This is a genomic window from Curtobacterium sp. PhB172 (genome assembly GCF_003752545.1).
In the GTDB taxonomy this organism is placed as follows: Bacteria; Actinomycetota; Actinomycetes; order Actinomycetales; family Microbacteriaceae; genus Curtobacterium.
In genome coordinates this window covers 19,483-35,692 of sequence record NZ_RKIF01000007.1, presented here as the reverse complement: position 1 = coordinate 35,692, position 16,210 = coordinate 19,483, and the positions used below count along the sequence as shown (strand labels likewise).

General features: G+C 67.8%; 15 protein-coding genes. 5 read left to right on the top strand and 10 right to left on the bottom strand.

Translation table 11 applies throughout. The features are described from left to right. Positions 1 to 7: 7 nt before the first annotated feature. Genes EDF42_RS07310 through EDF42_RS07300 form a run of 3 tightly spaced genes read right to left on the bottom strand, consistent with a single transcriptional unit; the run spans position 8 to position 2,510 of the window. Positions 8 to 844 carry an ABC transporter permease gene (locus tag EDF42_RS07310; protein ID WP_123671906.1) on the bottom strand — a complete coding sequence of 279 codons (837 nt, stop codon included), beginning with the start codon at positions 842 to 844 and terminating at the stop codon, positions 8 to 10. Next, the gene (locus tag EDF42_RS07305) at positions 841 to 1,620 is read right to left on the bottom strand and encodes an ABC transporter ATP-binding protein (protein WP_123293796.1); all 780 of its coding nucleotides are present in this window, start codon (positions 1,618 to 1,620) and stop codon (positions 841 to 843) included. The genes EDF42_RS07310 and EDF42_RS07305 overlap by 4 nt, the downstream gene beginning before the upstream one ends. Before the next feature lie 2 nt (positions 1,621 to 1,622). Next, positions 1,623 to 2,510 carry a carbon-nitrogen hydrolase family protein gene (locus EDF42_RS07300; protein WP_123293797.1) on the bottom strand — a complete coding sequence of 296 codons (888 nt, stop codon included), beginning with the start codon at positions 2,508 to 2,510 and terminating at the stop codon, positions 1,623 to 1,625. Positions 2,511 to 2,694: 184 nt separating this feature from the next. Between EDF42_RS07300 and EDF42_RS07295 the strand changes: the two genes are divergently transcribed. Next, positions 2,695 to 3,444 carry a GntR family transcriptional regulator gene (locus tag EDF42_RS07295; RefSeq protein ID WP_123340216.1) on the top strand — a complete coding sequence of 250 codons (750 nt, stop codon included), beginning with the start codon at positions 2,695 to 2,697 and terminating at the stop codon, positions 3,442 to 3,444. 273 nt (positions 3,445 to 3,717) lie between these two features. Here EDF42_RS07295 and EDF42_RS07290 read toward each other — a convergent pair whose 3' ends face one another. Beyond that, entirely contained in the window at positions 3,718 to 4,362 is a 645-nt protein-coding gene (locus EDF42_RS07290; RefSeq protein WP_123671905.1) for a TetR/AcrR family transcriptional regulator, read from the bottom strand. A gap of 169 nt (positions 4,363 to 4,531) precedes the next feature. On the opposite strand from EDF42_RS07290, the gene EDF42_RS07285 reads away from it, so the two are divergent. From EDF42_RS07285 to EDF42_RS18645, 3 genes are all read left to right on the top strand, one after another. Then, the gene (locus EDF42_RS07285; protein ID WP_123671904.1) at positions 4,532 to 6,001 is read left to right on the top strand and encodes an MFS transporter; all 1,470 of its coding nucleotides are present in this window, start codon (positions 4,532 to 4,534) and stop codon (positions 5,999 to 6,001) included. 79 nt (positions 6,002 to 6,080) lie between these two features. Beyond that, positions 6,081 to 8,108 (top strand): alpha/beta hydrolase domain-containing protein, encoded by a 2,028-nt coding sequence (locus EDF42_RS07280; RefSeq protein WP_123671903.1) that lies wholly within the window; start codon positions 6,081 to 6,083, stop codon positions 8,106 to 8,108. A gap of 288 nt (positions 8,109 to 8,396) precedes the next feature. Continuing rightward, positions 8,397 to 8,795, top strand: a complete 399-nt coding sequence (locus EDF42_RS18645) for a hypothetical protein (RefSeq protein WP_148053857.1) — start codon at positions 8,397 to 8,399, stop codon at positions 8,793 to 8,795. Here EDF42_RS18645 and EDF42_RS07275 read toward each other — a convergent pair. From EDF42_RS07275 to EDF42_RS07260, 4 genes are all read right to left on the bottom strand, one after another. Further along, positions 8,788 to 9,726: an ABC transporter substrate-binding protein gene (locus EDF42_RS07275; RefSeq protein ID WP_123671902.1), complete on the bottom strand. Its 939-nt coding sequence runs from the start codon at positions 9,724 to 9,726 to the stop codon at positions 8,788 to 8,790. The two genes, EDF42_RS18645 and EDF42_RS07275, sit on opposite strands and share 8 nt — an antisense overlap. Next, positions 9,726 to 10,505 (bottom strand): ABC transporter permease, encoded by a 780-nt coding sequence (locus EDF42_RS07270; protein WP_123310133.1) that lies wholly within the window; start codon positions 10,503 to 10,505, stop codon positions 9,726 to 9,728. Before EDF42_RS07270 ends, EDF42_RS07275 begins: the two co-directional genes overlap by 1 nt. A 2-nt stretch (positions 10,506 to 10,507) precedes the next feature. Continuing rightward, positions 10,508 to 11,134, bottom strand: a complete 627-nt coding sequence (locus EDF42_RS07265) for an ABC transporter permease (protein WP_307860918.1) — start codon at positions 11,132 to 11,134, stop codon at positions 10,508 to 10,510. Positions 11,135 to 11,298: 164 nt separating this feature from the next. Then, positions 11,299 to 12,900 (bottom strand): alpha-L-fucosidase, encoded by a 1,602-nt coding sequence (locus tag EDF42_RS07260; RefSeq protein ID WP_123671901.1) that lies wholly within the window; start codon positions 12,898 to 12,900, stop codon positions 11,299 to 11,301. Positions 12,901 to 12,979: 79 nt separating this feature from the next. On the opposite strand from EDF42_RS07260, the gene EDF42_RS07255 reads away from it, so the two are divergent. Next, positions 12,980 to 14,353 (top strand): MFS transporter, encoded by a 1,374-nt coding sequence (locus EDF42_RS07255; RefSeq protein ID WP_221181007.1) that lies wholly within the window; start codon positions 12,980 to 12,982, stop codon positions 14,351 to 14,353. A 20-nt stretch (positions 14,354 to 14,373) separates the two neighbouring features. Here EDF42_RS07255 and EDF42_RS07250 read toward each other — a convergent pair whose 3' ends face one another. After that, positions 14,374 to 15,267: a helix-turn-helix transcriptional regulator gene (locus EDF42_RS07250; RefSeq protein WP_123671900.1), complete on the bottom strand. Its 894-nt coding sequence runs from the start codon at positions 15,265 to 15,267 to the stop codon at positions 14,374 to 14,376. A gap of 146 nt (positions 15,268 to 15,413) precedes the next feature. Next, positions 15,414 to 16,166: a CPBP family intramembrane glutamic endopeptidase gene (locus tag EDF42_RS07245; RefSeq protein ID WP_221181006.1), complete on the bottom strand. Its 753-nt coding sequence runs from the start codon at positions 16,164 to 16,166 to the stop codon at positions 15,414 to 15,416. Positions 16,167 to 16,210 lie beyond the last annotated feature (44 nt).

Below are 16,210 nucleotides of genomic sequence, written 5' to 3'. Positions count from 1 at the left end.
CTGTGGGTCAGCGGCGATCCCACCGGAGCAGGACGCGCTCCAGCAGATCGATCAGGAGGCCGAAGACCAGGACCATCGCCATCACGACGACGACGCCGGCGAGCACCTGGTTCATGGCGAAGCTCGACGATCCGGTGACGATCGTGTGACCGACACCCGCAGAGGACGAGATGAACTCCCCCACGACGGCGCCGATGATCGCGAACCCGACGTTGAGCTTGAGGCCGGCGATGACCCAGGACATCGCCCCGGGGACGATGGCCTTGGTGAACGCCTGGGTCTTGGAGCTGCCGAACGAGCGCATCAGGTCGAGGAGATCGGTGTCGACCTTCTGCGCACCGCGGTAGGCGTTCGTCAGCGAGACGATGACGCACGAGAACGCGACGATGACGACCTTCGACACCAGACCGGTGCCGAACCAGATGATCATCATCGGCGCGACGGCGAGGACGGGGATCGACCCGATCGCGGTGATGAAGGGCGCGGAGAGGTCGGCGACGAACCGCGAGTACCAGAGCAGGAGGCCGAGGAGCGATCCGCCGAGGGCTCCGATCACGAATCCGATGAGCACCTCCTGCGCGGTCACGCCGAGGTCGGTCCACAGCTCGCCGGTCCCGACGTTCTGCGCGAGCACCGTGACGATCTGCCCGGGGCTCGAGAACAGGAACGTGCTGATCCACCCCGCGGACGCCCCGAGTTGCCAGGCCGCCAGGAAGGCGACGACGATCGCGATCTGGATCGACACGAGGACGCTGCGTCGCCTCGACGACCGCGGTCGGGTGCGGCGTTCGGGTGCGGTCCGGACTGCCCCGGTGGCTGCTTCTTCGATCTGGATGGCGGTCATGCTGCGCGCTCCGTCCGGGCGCCGGTGCCGATGGAGCGCCAGATCGCCTCGTAGTAGTCGTTGAACGCCGGCGCGAGGCGGCGCTCGTTGATGGCGTGGCTGTCGGTGCCGAGGTCGATCTCGATCTCCTGCACGACCTGTCCGGGATGGGCCTTGAGGACGTAGACGCGGTCACTCAGGGTGACGGCTTCCTCGATGTCGTGCGTGACGAACACGACCGTCTTGCCCGCCGCCTTCACGGTGTCCATCAGCTCGCTCTCGAGCTGGATCTTCAGCGGGTAGTCGAGGGCCTTGTACGCCTCGTCCATCAGGATGATGTCTGGGTCGGTGACCATCGTCCGCATGAGCGCTGCACGCTGCCGCATGCCACCCGAGAGCTGGCCCGGGTAGCTGTCCTCGCGGCCGGACAGGTGGTACGTGTCGAACAGGGCCGACGCCCGCTCGCGCGCCTCGCGCCGTGGGACCCCGTGCACCTCGAGGCCGAGGACCACGTTCTGCATGATCGTCCGCCACGGCATCAACAGGTCCTTCTGCAGGACGTAGCCGATCGACCGGTTCGGGTTGCCCGTGGTGTCGTTCCCGTTGACCAGGACGCGACCCTCGGTGGGGGCGAGCAGCCCGGTGATGATGTTGAAGAGGGTGGACTTGCCACAGCCGGAGGGTCCGACGAAGGAGACGAACTCGCCGGCCTTCGCGTGGAAGTCGATGCCGTCCAGGACGAGCGGGCCGTCGCCGTAGCGCTTCCCGATGCCCTGGACCTCGATCGCATGGGACATGGTCATTCCGTTCCTGCCCCGTAGCGCCCGACTGTTGCGGGCACGGGGACGTAGTCCTTGAGGAAGTGGTAGCCGATGTAGTCGATGCCGCGGGCTCGGAGGATGGTGTCCTCGACGTCGACGGTGACGCACGCGATGCCCTCGGTCGGCCCGGTGTCGGCGCGGATGACGCCGTTCGGGTCGATGATCCGTGAGTGCCCGTGGTAGTTGAGGTTCCCCTGCTGCGCGACGACGTTCGACTCGACCATCCACGCCTGGTTCTCCAGCGCCCGGACGCGGCCGAAGAGCGTGTACTGGTCGACACGGATGTCGTCCTCAGCCGCTTCGTCGGCGTCGTCGTACGCCCACGCGGTCGGCATGACGAGGATCTCCGCGCCCTGCAGCGCGAGCGCCCGAGTCGTCTCGGGGAAGCACTTGTCGTAGCAGATGAGCATCCCGATCCGGCCGATGCCCGTCTCGAACACGGGGAACCCGACGCCCGGGTGGTAGACGTGTTTCTCGTCCCCGGGCTGGTGCACCTTGCGGTACCGGCCGATGTAGCCGTCCGGACCGGCAAGGACGACGGTGTTGTAGAGGACATCCGCGTACCGGTCGTCGCGCTCGGTCAGCCCGAACACGACGTGCAGGCTCTGCTCGACCGCGGCCTCGATCACCGCACTCACCCGCGGGCCGTTCGGCACTGTCTCGGCGTTCTGCTGCTGGTAGCGGACGTTCTCGAAGTCCAGACTGAGCGTGTCCGTGAGGTAGCCCTGCAAGGCCTGTTCCGGGAACACCACCAGGTCGGCACCGAGTTCGGCAGCATCCCGGATGCGGCCGAGCATCACGGTGAGGTTCGTGTCAGGGTCGTACACGACCGGCATCGACACGGTGGCGATGGTGGTGAGGGGCATGAGAGGAGCGTGATCCACAGGGGTTTCCGCCCCGTCACGCTCTCGTTACGCCCCTGCTAAGCCACCACTCACTCGTCCACGAATGCCTCCTGACCGGGGCTTCCGCGTTCCACCCAAGACGCAACGCCACGAAACTCCCGCCCCCTCGTGCTCCGGCGCCCGGCGTGTGCGACCCTGAGGTCCCATGCCGAAGTACCTCGAACGTCGCCATCACCGCGCACGGCTGCTGCGCGACATGCTCCGCGACGAACTGCTCCGCGGAGACGGCGGGATTGCCGCGCTGCCGTCCGAGGACGAACTGATCCGGCGACACCAGGTCGGCCGGAACGTGGTCCGCGAGGCGCTCGATCTCCTTGTGTCGGAGCGACTCATCCGACGAGTCCGCGGCCAGGGAACGGAACCTACGGCGCACGTGATCGTCCACCACCTCAACCAGCTACGCGCGATCGGCGAGCCAGGACACAGCACCGTCGAGGGCAATGCGATCCACTACCGGAAGCTCTCCTGGGAGCTCGTCCCCGCGCCGCAAGTGGTCGCGGACAACTTGGTCGTTCCAGGCGGGACTCCGGTCATCCGGTGGGAACGCATCACGGCGTCGCGTGATCCCCTTGTCTTGTGGACCAGCTACTTCAGGAGTGACCTCGGCTTGCGGGAGCCCGGGGCGGAGACACCCGGCGTGGATGCGGGTACGTGGGGGTTCCTCGAGGCGGCGGGCATCGAACTCGGTGAAGCCGCGGTGCGCACCGGGGCGGTGCCGGCCGACCCGGCGGTCGCCGAGCTGCTCGCCACCGAGCCGTCCGCGCCGCTCCTGGTGCAGCATCGGCTCCTCACGGACGCCACCGGCCGACCGATCGAGTTCGCGGTCGGGTACTACCGGGGCGACCTCATCGTGATCAGCAACACGTTGCGACGGAACCCCGGTTCAGGGTCATGAGCGGAGGTGCCTTGCGGACGAACACGCAGGCTTGCCCGTGCGAGGGGGTCGCAGCGGCTCCCTCTACCGGCGCTTTCCCTCAGCGACGAAGCCACTCGCCCGCGACTACCGTTGGTGGGATCGTGGGTTCCTCTGGACTGGCCCTCAAGGCCATTCCGAGCCCGTTCGAAGGTTCACGTCAACCAGGGGTCCAGTCGGAGACCGCGCGGCGCAACTCCGTCACGGCTGAGGCGGGGCGGGTCAAGAATCCACACGAGGTTTCGGAGACACGCCCTAGCTCGAGTTGAAGGAGGTGCCGAGAAGCTTCTGGATCTCCATGAGGTTCTGACCGATCAGCTTGGAAACAGCGTCCTCGACAGCGGCTCCGAGATCGAACGAAGGGTCGGACACCCAGAGTTGCGACAGTCCATCCCAGACGGAGATGACCTGTCGCGCCGTTAGCCACGGGTCGGCGTTGGGGTGTGCCAGGCCGGCTTTCTGGCTGTGCTCGAGCAGTCGAGCGAAGAGGTCGACGATCCGCGCGTTGCGTTGCGCGAAGTACTCCGCTGCCGGATGGCCCGCCAACGACGCAGATCCCTTCATCGAGTTCAGTAGGCGAAACCGGGGATCGTGGGGATCGGGGTCCGCAAGCCTACGAAACGCGCGAGCGTCCAAGAGCGTGTCTTCGAGCGTGACATGGGCGCGGTCCGCCTCGTCGTCCTCGATCGCCCCCAGGGCGGCAACCAGAAGGTGGTCCTTCGAGGGAAAGTGGTAGAGCACTGTCGTCTCGCTGGTCCCGGATCGTTGCGACACGAGCGCCGTCGTGACGTTCTCGTGTCCAAGCTCGTCGACGAGTTCCACCACGGCCTGCACGATCGTCTGCCGCCGCTTTGTGGTGGAGGCGTAGGGGCCGCGTTTCCCGGGCGTCGTCGTCGTCATCCGATCAGCATAGGTCAGCGAATCCAGAGTGTTCACGAAGGTTTGACACTCGCCGTCGATCAAAAAGTGTTGCCCTGGAGTCGAATGGTGTGGTTCACTCTGGTTTCGGATCCCGGTGCTGCCGGCTCCGGCCGTCTACCCAGACACCCACTTCCACCGAAGGAACCCGATGACAACGACGTCACGCCTCACCGCTCGCGCTGCTCGGAAGATCAGCCGCCGCAGCGATCCCGACCGCCTTTCCACCGGCGCGGGACTCGCGTGGACGACCACCGGGCTCTCCGGCGCCGTCAACTACCTCTTCTTGGGGATGTGGGTCTTCTACGGCACCGACGTCCTCGGACTCAACCCCGCCGTTCTCGGTACCCTCGCTCTGGTCAGCAAGCTGCTCGAGGCCGTGGTCGTGGTCATTTCCGGCTGGCTCGTGGACCGCACCCCCGAGACTCGGTGGGGGAAGGCCCGCCCCTACGAGCTGGCGATCGTCGGCGTCTGGGTCGCGACGTACGCGCTGTTCTCGACCCCCGACTTCAACGATGTCGGCAAAACGGTCTGGCTCTTCGTGTGGCTGGTGATGGCGAACGTCGTCTTCACATCGCTCCTCGGCGCGAACGACTACCTCTACCTCGCGCGCGCCTTCAACTCGCGCGTCCTCGTCGCGAAGGTGTCGACCCGCACCGGCTTCTTCACCACCGTCGGAGTCGTCGTCTTCAACGTCGCCCTCCCCGTCTTCCTCGCCCAGGCGGGCACGAGCGCACCGGCCTGGTCGATGCTCGCGCTCTACCTCGCGATCCCCCTCGCGCTGATCGGTCTCGGCCGCTTCCTCTTCTTCAAGGAGAGGTACCAGACCGAAGCCGAGGACGCCCCGAAGGTCACCTTCCGCGACATCCGCGAGGTGCTCACCACGAACCACTACATCTGGATCATCGCCGGAATCAGCTTCGTCAGCTCTCTCGCCGGCGGCACCGGGATCGCGGTCTACTACTTCAAGTACGTCGTCGGCGATATCTCGCTGATGAGCTTCACCGGGCTGATCCCTGTCCTCATCCTGCCCTCGATGCTGTTCTTCCCCCGCCTGATGAAGAAGTTCAAGGTCAGCACCATCATCACAACCGGTGCGATCGCCGGCGTCCTCGCCGGCGCACTCATGATCGTCGCGAACGGCAACCTGATCCTGATCCTCATCTCCAGCGCTCTCAGCGGTCTGGGCATCCTCCCCATCACCTTCCTCACGCAGCTCCTCGTCATCGACAACGCGAGCTACAACCAGTGGAGCGGGCGCCGTCGACTCGAGAGCACGATGGGCGCCATCACGACGTTCTTCGTGCGGTTGGGTGCTGGGGCCGGTGGCGCCGCGACCGGTTGGGTGCTCGGCGTCGTCGGCTACGACGGGACCGCCGAGACTCAGTCTCCCTCGGCCGTCACCGGCATTGTCCTCCTTGCCGGCGCGTTCCCCGCCGTCCTCTGGATCGGCGTGGTGCTCGTGATGCGGCCGTACCGCAAGTTCGAGCAAATGCTCCCAACCATCACTCAGAGCCTGGCCGTCATCACCGCTGACGACCCGAAGGTCGACACGGTCAAGCCCGAATCTGTACCCGGGACCGTGCGCACCTCGACCGATGAACACTCGGCCGACAAGTGAACCAGGACGTGTGCGGAGCGGCCGGCCCCGCACACCTCGTCACTCCCGCCCCCAGCTCACCACCTTCGAAGGAACACTGATGACGCTCTCCTCCTCCACCGACGAGTCCCTCGAGGACCTCGCGCTCACGCCCGACCCAGTGGATGAGGCCTTCGCTCAGCCCTATGTCGACGTCGACGAATGGCGAGAGACCCCCGCTCACCATCGCTACATCCACGGCGGATTCGCCGACAGCGACACCCGCTTTTCGCTGTACCTGCCCACGCAGGACCAGTTCGAAGGCCGGTTCTTCCAGCACGTGACCCCGGTGCCTCAGAGCGAGAACCTCGCGCAGCAGCAGCTCACTGACGAGAATCCGGTTCCGTTCACTCTCGCCAGCGGCGGTTACTACATCGAGACCAACGGCGGCGGCCCCGGAGCCGCGAACCCCATGTCCGGGATCGACCCGACCATCGGCGCCTACCGTGCCAATGCGGCGGTCGCCCGACTGTCTCGTCAGATAGCGGAGTGGATCTACGGACCGCAGCGTGTCTACGGCTACCTCTACGGAGGCAGCGGCGGCGGATATCGCACCATCGGCGCATCCGAGAACACCGACGGCGTCTGGGACGGCTACGTGCCGTACGTCATCGGCAGCCCCATGGCCATCCCGAACGTCTTCGCGGTGCGTATGCACGCGCAGCGCCTCCTCCGCCACGCGTTCCCGCGAATCGTCGACGCCTTCGACGCTGGCGGCGATCCGACCACCCTCAAGCTCAGCACGGAGGAGCAGGCTGCTCTCGACGAAGTCACCCGAATGGGCTTCCCGGTTCGGTCGTGGTTCGGCTGGCAAACCATGGGTATGCACGCGTTCAGCGTGCTGTACCCCGGCATCATGCACGCTGACCCCGCTTACGCCGAGGACTTCTGGAGCGCTGAGGGATACCTCGGAAGCGACCTGGATTCGTCCGTACACCGCGACCGCGTCCAGCTGAAGACGACCCTGGTCGAGCTCCTCACCGCCGACTCCGAGACCGCCGCGATCACCGGCGGAGTCGACGAGTCGTACAAGGCGACAGCGCGGCCGCGAACGGTCATCGGCGCGCGAATTGCCGATCGACCGGAGGGGTTCACTCTCGGCGCCGAGCTGGCGATCCTCACCGGTCCGTCGGCAGGCAAACTCCTCCGCCTGACGGGCGTGGACGGAACCACCGTCCTGTTCGAGCCCGGCGAGGGCTCGTTCGAGCTGACCCCGGGCGATGAGGTACTCGTCGACAACTCCAACTTCCTCGCCGCGCAGACCTACCACCGCCACCAGGTCCCCTCGAGCGACTACGTCGTCTGGGACCAGTTCCGCACCGCCGCCGGCAGCCCCGCACCACCCCAGCGCCCCGTCCTCCTTGGGCCGCTCTTCGCCGCGGCCGCGTCCGGAACCGTTCCCACCGGTCGCATCAGCGGCCACATGATCGTCGTCGCCTCCCTCCTGGACCGCGAGGCCTTCCCCTGGCAAGCGGACTGGTACCGCTCCCGCGTCGGCGAGTTCATCGGCGACAACGTCGATGACCGGTTCCGGCTTTGGTACACCGACAACGCGCTGCACGGCGACGAGAGCGGCATCCAGGAACACGAGACGCGTACCGTCAGCTACGTCGGCGCTCTCCAGGCAGCGTTGCGCCAGCTCAGCGCTTGGGTGGAGCAGGGCACCGCCCCGGCCCCCTCCACGACGTACGCCGTACACGAGGGGCAGGTGCTCGTCGATGCCAACGACGCCGCTCGGGGTGGCGTGCAGCCCATCGTCGCCCTCACCGTCGACGGCAGCGACCGCGCCGAGGTCAGCGTCGGAGCGATCGTGACTGTGCGGATCACCGCCCACGCAACCACCCGCGCCGGCATCATCACCGACGTCGTCACCGATCTTCACGGCACCGGACACTTCGACACGACCCAGCAGGTCACCCCTGCAGGGTCCGTCGAGATCTCCGAGGCGTGCAGTTTCGAGTTCCCCGGGACCTACCTGATCGCCGTTCGCGCGACCGCTCAGGTCGGAGGCAACGCAGACGACCGGTTTGCGCGAGTCGACAACATCGCTCGAGCCCGCATCGTCGTCCGCGCCATCGACGCGACCTGATCCGCTTCTCCGATCGACACGACCCAGCCTCGCCGAGGCGGCCCGAGTGCACATCCACCAATGTGCTCGCGCAGGAGGTCCTGTCGCGCGTAGCCCTGTGGAGACACATGAGCCCCGACGATCACGACCCGACCCCGCTGCCGGCCGAGCGCCAGCCGCACAGCCTGGTCAACGGAGCTAGCAGCAAGCCGGTGGAACGCGCGACGCCTCATCGGGGACCTGATGGTCATTGCACGGCCGTCGCGCATTCGCCTCCAAGGGGGCCGGCGACCGACTTCGCTGACGCGCATGACCTTCGACATCTACCCGCTGCCCGATACCGTGCGAAAGGTGCCTTCGCCTCACGCCGTTGCGGTGTGGGACGCCACGCGCACGGATGGCCACATCTCGGCTGCGAAGGCAAGGCTGCTTGCGCCGGAACTCGACCGAGTGAATGCAACCGCCTACCGAGTGAACAGCGAACCGCCAGTGGGGAAGATCGCGCTGTACGTCTGCATTCCCCACATCCATGGCATCCGAGCGCTTCACACCAAGCCGTCGGAAGGCAGACACCGAATGGTCCTGCGATTCCCGCTCCGCTGCGTTGGCTGCGAGACAGCCTTCACGGCGCGCGTCGGGGTCGCGCCGACCGACTTGACGCGCTTCTACCCGCCTCGCGGCACCCGACGTCGTTCCCGGGCTACTTGAGCAGCCCCTCCTTGGTCAGCCAGTCCTTCGCGGCGGTCGCGGCCTGCGCCTTCTCGCTGCCCTCGACACGGTTGCGCAGCTCGATGAGGTCATCGGTCGTCAGCTTCTCGGACAGCTTGTTCAACGTCGACGCGAGCTTCGCGCTGTAGATGTCCTTGTTCAGGAACGGCAGGATGTTCTGCGACGCGATCAGGTTCTCGGGGTCCTTCAGCACGAGCAGCTTCTTCGTCACGAGGTCGGGCGACGTCGTGTAGATGTCGGCCACCTGCACGGTGTCGTCGACGAGTGCCTTGACCGTGTCGGGCCCGCCGTAGTCCTCGATCGACTTGAACGTGACCTTGTCAACACCGTACGTCGACTTCAGCCCGGGGATGCCGTACGGAAGGGTGCCGAACTGCGGGTTGGCACCGAGCGAGAACGGCTCGATCTTCGACAGGTCACCGATCGACGTGAGGCCGTTCTTCTCGGCCTCGGCCTGGGTCACGACGTAGGCGTCCTTGTCCTCGGCCGGAGACGGCTCGAGCACCTGGAAGTCCTTCGGGATCTCGGTCTTCAGCGCGGCGTCGACCTCTGCTGTCGTCTTCGCGGTGGCCTTGGTGTCGTAGAAGAACAGCAGGTTGCCGTTGTACTCCGGCATGAGGTTGATCGAACCGTCCTTGAGCGCGGGGATCGTGGTCTGCCGCGGGCCGAGGTTGAACTTCGTCGTCACGTCGAACCCGGCGTCCTTCAGGACGAGGGCGTACATGTTGCCCAGGATCTCGCTCTCCGGGAAGTTGAACGAACCGACCACGATCGGCGTGCTGCCCGATCCGTCGCCCCCGCCCGATGCCGGCTTCGTGGGGTCCGAGGTGGAACAACCGGAGAGTGCCACGATCGCCCCGACCGCGATCACACCCGCGAGGATGCGTGTCCTGGTGCCTGCTGTGAACATCAGTGGTCCCTTTCGTCGACGGAGAGTGCCGTCACCGCGCGGCGCCGGAGTGGCAGCGCGCGGACGTGTGTGCGGCGGCGACGGGTCTGCCCCTCGGGGCCGCGGCGGGTGAGGTGTTGTGCGAGGGCGAACAGGCCGTCGATCACGAGGGCGAGGACCGTCACGAGCAACGCACCACCGAGGATGAGGTCGTTGTCGTTCAGGCTGATGCCCGTCGAGATGATCGCGCCGAGTCCGCCCAGCGAGATGTACGACGCGATCACGACGGTCGCGATGACCTGGAGGACGGACGCGCGGATCCCGCCGATGATCAGCGGCAGTGACAGGGGGACCTCGACCTTGAGCAGGATCTGCAACTCGGTCATCCCCACCGAGCGCGCGGCGTCCACCGTCTGCGGGTCCACCGACTCCACACCGGAGTACGCCCCGGCGAGGATCGAGGGGATCGCCAGGACGACGAACGCGATGATGGACGCGATGAAGGCGGTCTGCGTGAACGGCACGGTCATCCCGATGATGACGAAGAGGGTGCCGAGCAGGCCCAGCGTCGGCAGCGCGCGCATGGACCCGCTGAAGGCGATGACGAAGCTGCGCCCGCGCCCGGTGTGACCGATGTACAGGCCCAGTGGCAGCGCGATCAGCGCGGCGATGGCGACCGAGATGAACGTGTACAGCAGGTGTTCGCCGATCCGGTCCTGGATCGGGAGCGGGGTCTGCAGGCCAGGGCGGTAGTTCGCCGGGTCGAGGAGCCAGGCGACGGCATGGAGGAAGAACTGCACGGTCAGGCCCCCCGTTCGATCGTCGCCAACGCGGCCCGACGGCGCGACCGACGCGACCGCACCTGGATCCGTCGCGACCACGGCATCAGGACGCGCCCGAGCGCCACCAGGACGGTGTCGAAGACCAGTGCGACGAAGAGACTCGCTGCAACGCCGACCAGGATCTCCTCGAGGAACTGACGCTGTCGCCCGTCCGTGAACAGGAACCCGATGTTCGCGGACCCGACCAGGGCGCCGACCGAGACCAGGGCGACGGTGCTCGCCGAGACCACCCGCATCCCCGCGAGGAGGACGGGACCCGCCAACGGGAGCTCGACCGTCCAGAAACGACCCCACGCGGAGTACCCCACCGAGGTGGCCGAGTCGACGACGTCCGCCGGGACGGCGGCGAACGCATCAGCTGCCAACCGCACCATGATGGCGACCGCGTACACCGAAAGCCCCACGACGATGTTCACGGGATCCGTGATGCGGGTGCCGAGCAGGTAGGGCAGGATCACGAAGAGCGGCAGGGACGGGATCGTGTAGAGCAGACTGCCGCCGCCGACGATGACCGATCGGACTGCCTGCCACCGGTTCGCCACCCACCCCAACGGCACCGCCACGACGAACCCGAGGACGATGGGCACGGCCGCGAGACCCGCGTGGGTGACGGTGAGGCCCCAGACGAGACCGAAGTTCGCGATGATCCAGTTCAGGTCAGCATCCCAATCCTCGTCGGACGACCGTCCGCCTCAGAGTAGTCGCGCCGCACCGTTCTGACCGCGACGGATCCCCGCGCCGGCGTCCCCGGTCACTGGTGCAGGAAGTCCTCCCGCTCCTGCTCGACCACCGGCGCGAGTCGCACCCGGACCACTGGACCGGAGTCGACGCTGGTGATGCCGTCGAGCGCGACCACGAGTGCGTCGGGGCGCTGCTCCCAGTCGACCTCGCCGTCGTGGCCCAGCACGGCGACGGACCGGATGGTGCGGCCGAGCAGGCCCGAGGCCGACCCGAACGCCCGGATGCGGGCCGACCCGTCGTCGGGATCGGCCAGCAGGGTCGCGTAGACGGCGTCGCCGGTGACGTCGTGGCGTGTGGTGAACCGGACGTCCTCGGCGGTGTACTCGACCGTGTCGGCGTCCACGAACGAGCCAGCGGGACGAGTGGTCGGTCCCTCGCCCGAGATCGTCCACGGCCGGGTACCGTAGATCGCCTCCCCGTTCACCGCGAGCCACGAGCCGATGCCGCGCAGGATGCGGACCTCGTCCTCGGGCAGGGTGCCGTCGGCCTTCGGCCCGGTGTTGAGCAGCAGCACACCGTTCTTCGCGACCACGTCGACGAGTTCGGCGACCAGGTCGCGCACGGTCTTGTAGTCGTGGCCCTCGATCCAGCTCCAGGCGGTCTTCGCGATCGCGGTGTCGTTCTGCCAGACGGTCTCCGGGGTGCTGCCCATCGCGCCACGTTCGATGTCGTACACGGCGCTGCCCGGGGCGAAGGTCTCCCACTTGTAGTTGATGACGACCTCGCGGCCCCACTCGGCGGCGCGGTTGTAGTAGTAGGCCGCGAGGGTCCGGACGTACGGCTGGAACGCGGGCTGCTCGATCCACCAGTCGAACCAGAGCACCTGCGGGCGGTACTTGTCGACGAGCTCGACGGTGCGGAGCAGCCAGTCCTCCAGGAAGCGCTCGTTCGGGGCGGTCTCCTCGCGCTGCGCCGGACCGTAGAAGTCGGTGTACCGCGGATCGAGCACGTCCGACGGCGTCTTCGTCCCGCCGTTCATGAAGAACCAGTGCTCGGCACGGTGGGACGACGCGCCGCGGACCATCCATGCCTCGTCCGCGGCGACGAGGAGCTCGCCGAACACGTCACGCCCGGGCCCGAGCTGCGCGGCACTCCAGCGGGAACGGTCGGTGTCGTACATCGCGAAGCCGTCGTGGTGCTCGGCGACCGGGACGACGAACTGCGCGCCGGCCTCGCGGAACACCCGGACCCATGCCGCGGCGTCGAAGTGCTCCATCGTGAACGAGGGGATGAAGTCCTTGTACCCGAACTCGTCGTGCGGGCCGTAGGTCTCGACGTGGTGCGCGAACTCGGGCGTCCCGGCGCGGTACATGTCGCGGGAGTACCACTCGTTCCGGAACGCGGGGACCGAGAAGACGCCCCAGTGCACGAAGATCCCGAACTTGGCGTCCTGGTACCAGAGCGGTGCGCGGTACTGCTGCAGGGAAGACCAGGTCGCGTCGTACGGACCCGAGCGCACGACGGCGTCGACCGCGGCCAGGGCCGCGGTGTTGTCCGACACGTCCACGGGCTCGGGCAGCGTGGTCGGGTCCAGCGGGGTGAGCGGTTCGTGCACGACGTGCTCCGATCGGTTGCGGCGGCTCGCGACGGCGATGTCGGGAGCGTGAGACATCCTATGTCTGTTCGGTCTGGCGTGAGGGGTTCCCGGTCAGGGCATCCCCCGCCGAGCACGGCCAGGGGAGCATCGAACCGTGACCGCTCCGACCGCAGCCGACGTCCCGACCGAGCAGGGCCCGCGCCGCGCCGCGCGGCTGACGCTCGTGCTCGCCTCGCTCGGCTTCTTCCTCATCACGCTCGACATCCTCATCGTGAACGTCGCGCTGACGACGATCGGCCGGGAGCTCGGTGGCAGCACGTCGGGGTTGCAGTGGGTGATCGACGCGTACACGCTGCTGTTCGCCTCGTTGCTGCTGTTCGCCGGCAACCTGTCCGAACGGATCGGCGCGAAGCGGGCGATCGGCTGGGGCATCGCCGGGTTCCTCGTTGCGTCCGTCGCGTGTGCCCTCGCCCCGTCGCTCGGCGCGTTGATCGCGGCGCGCGCCGTCCAGGGCGCGGCCGCCGCGGTGATGCTGCCCGCCTCGATGGCGCTCATCCGCCAGGCGTTCCCCGAGGCGCGCGAGCGGGCGCACGCCCTCGGCATCTGGGCCGTCGGCGGCGCCGTCGCCGGGGCCGTCGGCCCGATCCTCGGCGGTGCGCTGACGACGCTCGACTGGCGCCTCGTGTTCGCCATCAACCTGCCGGTGTGCGCCGTGATGCTCGGGATGCTCGTCCGGGTGGCACCGTCGCCTCGGCGGCCGGCACGGTTCGACGCTGCAGGTCAGGTCCTCGCCCTGCTCGCGCTCGGCGGCCTCGTCTTCGGGCTCATCGAAGGCGGTGCGTCCGGCTTCGGCCGCTGGGACGTGGTCGTCGCACTGCTCGTCGCTGCTGCCGCGGTCGTCGGGTTCCTGCTCGTGCAAGCCCACGGTCGGGACCCGATGATGCCGCTCGACCTGTTCCGTTCCGGTGGGATGCGGATCGCGCTCGGCGTCGGGTTCGCGTTCATGGTCGGCAACTTCGGCAGCGTCTTCGTCCTGAGTCTCTACCTGCAACAGCACCTCGGACTGTCCCCCCTGGCCGCGGGGCTGGTGTTCCTGCCGTCCGCAGCGTTCAGCATCGTCGGCAACGTCGTCAGCGGCACCCTCGTGAACCGGTTCGGTGCTCGGGTCCCCGTGGTCGCGGGACTCACCACGATGGTGCTCGGTCTCGTCGTGATGATCGTGCTCGCGCCCCTCGACTCGGTCGTCGCGGTCGCGGTGTGCACGATCCTGACCGGCGCGGGCGGATCGGTCGCGATGCCGCCCGCGACGTCGGTCGTCCTCGCCAGCGTCCCCGCTGAACGGTCGGGGACGGCGAGTGCGGTGTTCAACACCTTCCGGCAGGTCGGTGGGGCGGTGGCGATCGCGGTCTTCGGGGCGTTCCTGGCCGACCGGTCGCAGTTCGTCGTCGGGACGCAGACCAGCTTCGTGGTCGCAGCCGTGGTGCTCCTCGTCGCTGCTCTCGCAGCGATCCGCATCAGGACCGAGTGACCGCGGGCGACGATGCAGCGTCAGCTCCGCACGTCGGTCCCAGGGCGCTCGGCGGTGTCGCGCTGCTCCGTCGCGGCGACGGACCCGAGCAGGCGGAGCGCGTCAGCGGTCGGTGACCCCGGCTCCGCGCTGTACAGCAGGAGGCTCAAGCGCGGGTCGCTCATGAGCCGTGACGCCTCGAAGTGCAGGTCGAGGGCACCGACGACGGGGTGGACGAAGTGCTTCTCGCCCGTGGCGTGCCGACGGACGTCGTGCGCACCCCACTTCGCGCGGAACTCCGCGCTGCGCGTCGAGAGCTCACCGATCAGGGCCTGCAGGTCCTCGTCGTGGGGGTCGTGGCCGGCCGCAGTGCGGAGGATCGCGACGCTCTGGTCGGCGGCGACGTCCCAGTCCGGGTGGAACGCGTCGGCCCAGTCCCGGTCCAGGAAGGCGGCGCGAGCGAGGTTCGGCCGCTCCGCTTTCCGGAACAGGTCCGCGTAGAGCGCCCGGCCGAGCGCGTTCGCACCGAGCAGGTCGAGTCGGTCGTTGCGGATGAACGCCGGGCCGCCGGTGAACGCGTCGAGCGTGTACTGCAGCCCGACGCGCAGGGTCTTCGGCGTCGCTGCACGGCGCTGTCCACGGACCGGGGAGGCGTTCGCCGCTCGTGCGAGGTCGAACAGGTGGTCGCGCTCCGCGTCGTCGAGGAGCAGCGCACCGGCGATGGCGTGCAGGACGCCGTCGGAGACTCCGGAGAGGCTGCCGCGCTCGAGCCGCGAGTAGTACTCCACACTGACGTCGGCGAGCATCGCGACCTCACTGCGGCGGAGCCCGGCCACGCGCCGGTTGGGCCCACCGGGCAGGCCCACCTGGTCCGGGCGCACCCGGGCACGGCGGCTGACGAGGAAGTCCTTGACGTCGTCGCGGTTCGTGCTCATGCGGTGACCCTACGAGGCCGCGCCGGGGCGCGGGGGGCACTGCCAGGACACCGGACGGGAGGCACGGTGTCAGCTGGCACCGCGCCTCCCGTCCGCCTTGTGGTGCGTCCACCGCGCCCCTGGCGTGATCACGCGCGCGACGGCGTTCAGGCGCTCGCTGTCGCCCCGATGATCGCGGCGGTGAAGAGCACCCAGTCGTTGATGATGTGCGCGCCGGTGCTGACCGCGATGTTCTTCGTGCGGATGTAGGCGAGGGTGAGGACCAGACGTGCGACGCCGATGATCAGCAACGCCTGCGCGAAGTTCCACCCGTACGTCGGCAGGTGCGCTGCACCGAACCAGATCGCAGTCGCGAGCCAGGCGATGAGGATGCCCTGGGTGCGGGTGAGTCCGATGCGGTGGCACAGCGCCATGACCGCCAGGAACGGCAGGATCGTGAAGAGCTCTTCGCCCAACAGCTGGATCGCGGTCCCGACGTAGAACGCGACGATCTCACCCGCTCCGTGGATGCCGTCGGTCGCGGTGTTGGCATTGGTGCCGAAGATCGCCTTGACGATGATCCCGACCGTGAACGACACGATGAGGTTGAGGATCGCGAACACGATCATGGTGCCGAAGTCGCGTGCAGTGGTGCGTTGGAAGATGCGCGCCCAGTGTCGTCTCGTGAAGGCGATGAGGACGGCGAGCATGATCGCGGTGAAGAGGAACCGTGGCACGAGCGACTGGATGTTGTCCGCCGCCGGGTAGAAGCTCAGCACCGTGATGGCGGCCACGCACGCGATGACGATCGTCACCCACTGCCATGCGGGGATCCGGATCGGGTCGCCGTCGTAGAACGGGAAGTCCCGACCGTCCTGCCGTTCGATCGCCCTGCCGTAGCGTCGAGCCTCGGTTGCCATGACGTGTCCCCTCGTTCGTTGCATCGCCCTGCGGTGCATCTCGT

What these genes read in the sequence shown, in the direction of transcription:
- EDF42_RS07285 (WP_123671904.1), top strand. Translation starts at nt 4,532, where the DNA reads ATGACAACGACGTCACGCCTCACCGCTCGCGCTGCTCGGAAGATCAGC.
- EDF42_RS07245 (WP_221181006.1), bottom strand. Translation starts at nt 16,166, where the DNA reads ATGGCAACCGAGGCTCGACGCTACGGCAGGGCGATCGAACGGCAGGAC.
- EDF42_RS07300 (WP_123293797.1), bottom strand. Translation starts at nt 2,510, where the DNA reads ATGCCCCTCACCACCATCGCCACCGTGTCGATGCCGGTCGTGTACGAC.
- EDF42_RS07290 (WP_123671905.1), bottom strand. Translation starts at nt 4,362, where the DNA reads ATGACGACGACGACGCCCGGGAAACGCGGCCCCTACGCCTCCACCACA.
- EDF42_RS18645 (WP_148053857.1), top strand. Translation starts at nt 8,397, where the DNA reads ATGACCTTCGACATCTACCCGCTGCCCGATACCGTGCGAAAGGTGCCT.
- EDF42_RS07295 (WP_123340216.1), top strand. Translation starts at nt 2,695, where the DNA reads ATGCCGAAGTACCTCGAACGTCGCCATCACCGCGCACGGCTGCTGCGC.
- EDF42_RS07310 (WP_123671906.1), bottom strand. Translation starts at nt 844, where the DNA reads ATGACCGCCATCCAGATCGAAGAAGCAGCCACCGGGGCAGTCCGGACC.
- EDF42_RS07260 (WP_123671901.1), bottom strand. Translation starts at nt 12,900, where the DNA reads ATGTCTCACGCTCCCGACATCGCCGTCGCGAGCCGCCGCAACCGATCG.
- EDF42_RS07280 (WP_123671903.1), top strand. Translation starts at nt 6,081, where the DNA reads ATGACGCTCTCCTCCTCCACCGACGAGTCCCTCGAGGACCTCGCGCTC.
- EDF42_RS07275 (WP_123671902.1), bottom strand. Translation starts at nt 9,726, where the DNA reads ATGTTCACAGCAGGCACCAGGACACGCATCCTCGCGGGTGTGATCGCG.
- EDF42_RS07305 (WP_123293796.1), bottom strand. Translation starts at nt 1,620, where the DNA reads ATGTCCCATGCGATCGAGGTCCAGGGCATCGGGAAGCGCTACGGCGAC.
- EDF42_RS07250 (WP_123671900.1), bottom strand. Translation starts at nt 15,267, where the DNA reads ATGAGCACGAACCGCGACGACGTCAAGGACTTCCTCGTCAGCCGCCGT.